Source organism: Clostridium sp. X, from assembly GCF_055755365.1.
The window spans coordinates 1-2867 of record NZ_JBVTKX010000003.1; the positions used below are offsets into that span (position 1 = coordinate 1).

Genomic DNA, 2867 nt, shown 5'->3' on the forward strand with positions numbered 1-2867 from the left:
CAAGGACATGGTTTATACACCAAAATGCGATATAATTACAAAACCAGTAGGTGATAAAATACCTACTGGTTATCTATATTATTTAGATATATGTATTTGTTCTAGAATTTTCATTCAGTATAGAAAGAAGAATAGGAATAGATACTATACCTATTAAGTAAGATGTTATCATTTCTAAAATCACTATACTACAAAAAAATAGTCCTTTTGGTACTATATCTCCATATCCAACCGAGAAAAAAGTAACTGCACTAAAATATATACATTCTCCAAATCTGCGTTTCACACCGCTATCTAAAAAATTACCTTTAAGATCTAGTGTCATATTTGAAGGAATATTATTAATTATGTAATACATAAATCCATAAGCAGAAATTACTATAAGAATAACAAATAATATATTAAATATGAATAAACCAAATCTATTATTATATATGATTTTTCCGTGTAGACTTCGAATATTCTTTAGTTTGTTTATGTCTTTCCAGATAAAATACATATTGTATAGCATAAATATTATTAAAGCTGATATAAATAGTAAGCTAAATGCTATTGGCTCTCTAAGATACATAGGCTCATCACTTATATTTATAAATAAATATAGTTCAGCTAGTACAATAACAGTTCCTAATATTAAAAAAAGAAAGTTTATCATAAACTTATCTATAATATTATCTTGTTTTTTTATTATAAGACCAATAATATAAAGACTACAAAAGAATAAAAATACTTGTGAAAATAAACTAAAGCTTCTTGGTACACTATTGGTTATAGCTAATAATTGTTTTATTATAGCCTTAGTAGCATTAACTATCGATATTACCAAAAGCTCATCTCCTTATATAATTAAACTTCAACGTATATATAGTTAAATATATACGTTGAAGTTTAAATTTATTACAATAGATTAATTTAATAAAAATTCATAAAAGCATATTACATTGTTTATGAGGATATAGTTTTTTCTTGTGTTTCCTTATATTCAAGCTCAGATATAAGTATATCTATATATTCTACTGGAAGTATATCAACAAGCACTTTAGCAAGAGTTTTATTATAGCTTTGATAAAGATTTTCACGCATATCTTTAGTATCAGGATACACCATATTTATGCTTTTAATCTTTCTATTTTTCAACTTAATTAAGACTCCTTTCACTAAAATGTTTTGACATGTTAATTTTATATGTTTTCTTAACATAAAATATTAGTATAAAGCAATAAAATTAGGAGCTATTATGAAAGCAGCTATATATAGTAGAAAGTCTAAATTTACTGGAAAAGGTGATTCTATTGAAAATCAAGTTCAACTATGCAAAGAGTATGGAAGTAGACTAAATATAGAAGAATATTTAATTTATGAAGATGAAGGATTCTCAGGTGGCAACTTAAACAGACCTGAATTTAAACGTCTATTAAAAGATGCACAAAATAAAAAATTTAATATTCTTATATGCTATAGATTAGATAGAATTAGTAGAAATATAGGTGACTTTTCAAATCTTATAAACGAGCTAGAAAACCTTAAAATTAACTTTATATCAATTAGAGAACAATTTGATACCTCCACTCCTCTTGGGAGAGCAATGATGTATATAGCCTCCGTTTTTGCTCAACTTGAAAGAGAAACTATTGCTGAAAGAATAAGAGATAACATGCTTGAACTCGCTAAAACCGGTAGATGGCTTGGAGGTCAAACCCCTCTTGGTTTTGAAAGTGAAGAAGTTAAATATATGGATTCAGAATTTAAAGAAAGAGTTATGCATAAACTATCACCTATTCCTTCTGAATTAACAACTGTTAAAATTATTTATGATAAGTATTTAGAATATAATTCTATTAACAAAGTTTATAAGTATATGTTTTCTAATAGTATAAAGACTAAGCTTGGAAGCGATTGGACAAAGAAAAAAATTCAACTTATACTGAGAAATCCCCTATATGTTAAGTCTACTAAAAAAGTTTTAGATTATTTAACTAATTTGGGGATGAACGTATCTGGAGAACCTAACGGCAATGGTATTCTTACCTATAATAAAAGTAAAAATATAAAAATAAAAAGAGATATTTCAGAGTGGATTGCTGCAGTATCTAATCACAAAGGAATAATTAATTCTAATAAATGGCTTGAAGTTCAAAGTATTCTTGATAATAATAAGCATAAAGCTCCAAGAATGAGTACTTCCTCAGTTTCATTACTCACTGGTCTTATAAAGTGTTCTAAATGTAAATCTAATATGCTAGTTAAACATGGACATATTAGTAATATTACTCGAAAGAGGTATTTGTATTATGTCTGTAGTACAAAAGATAACTCAAATGGTACTAGGTGTAACAGTAAAAATATTAGAGTTGACGAAGTTGAAGAAGCTATAATAAATAAATTTAATAATTTAAATATGTCTAATCTTCTCTTATTTCTTAAAGCTCATAAAAAAGATTCATCTAATTACAATACTCTATACAATGAAATTAAAGGTATAAAAAGTGAAATTATCTTAAAAGAAAAATCTATAGGAAACTTAGTTAAAAAGCTTTCTACATTAGATGATGTTTCTGTATCAAAATATATTATAAGTGAGATAGAAGATTTAAACATACAAATTAAAAATCTAAATAAACATTTAGAACATATAAAAGAAAATGAACTTTCAAAAAAATCTAATTTATTTGATATAAAAACACTTATTGAAGGCTTAGATACTTTAAAATCTACTTTTAATTTTGTTGATAATATAGATTCTAGGCGTTTATTAATAAATTCCCTAGTTCATAGCATCTATTGGAATAGTGATATTGGAGAAATAGAGATTCGACTCTATAATCCTAATAATTCTGTGTAAAATAAACTATCGCATTTTAGTGTCT

At 25.5% G+C, this 2867-nt stretch carries 3 protein-coding genes; 1 reads left to right on the forward strand and 2 read right to left on the reverse strand.

The genetic code is table 11. From position 1 onward, the window contains the following. Positions 1 to 82: 82 nt before the first annotated feature. Positions 83 to 826, reverse strand: coding sequence for an ion channel (locus ACX0KU_RS16060; RefSeq protein ID WP_472992612.1), 744 nt, complete (start codon positions 824 to 826; stop codon positions 83 to 85). Positions 827 to 945: 119 nt separating this feature from the next. Further along, positions 946 to 1137 carry a hypothetical protein gene (locus ACX0KU_RS16065; protein ID WP_472992614.1) on the reverse strand — a complete coding sequence of 64 codons (192 nt, stop codon included), beginning with the start codon at positions 1135 to 1137 and terminating at the stop codon, positions 946 to 948. Between the two features lie 100 nt (positions 1138 to 1237). Between ACX0KU_RS16065 and ACX0KU_RS16070 the strand changes: the two genes are divergently transcribed. Continuing rightward, positions 1238 to 2842: a recombinase family protein gene (locus ACX0KU_RS16070; RefSeq protein ID WP_472992616.1), complete on the forward strand. Its 1605-nt coding sequence runs from the start codon at positions 1238 to 1240 to the stop codon at positions 2840 to 2842. Positions 2843 to 2867 lie beyond the last annotated feature (25 nt).

Bases quoted from the DNA above. Each gene is read 5' to 3' on its own strand.
- ACX0KU_RS16070 (WP_472992616.1), top strand. From the start codon at position 1,238: ATGAAAGCAGCTATATATAGTAGAAAGTCTAAATTTACTGGAAAAGGT.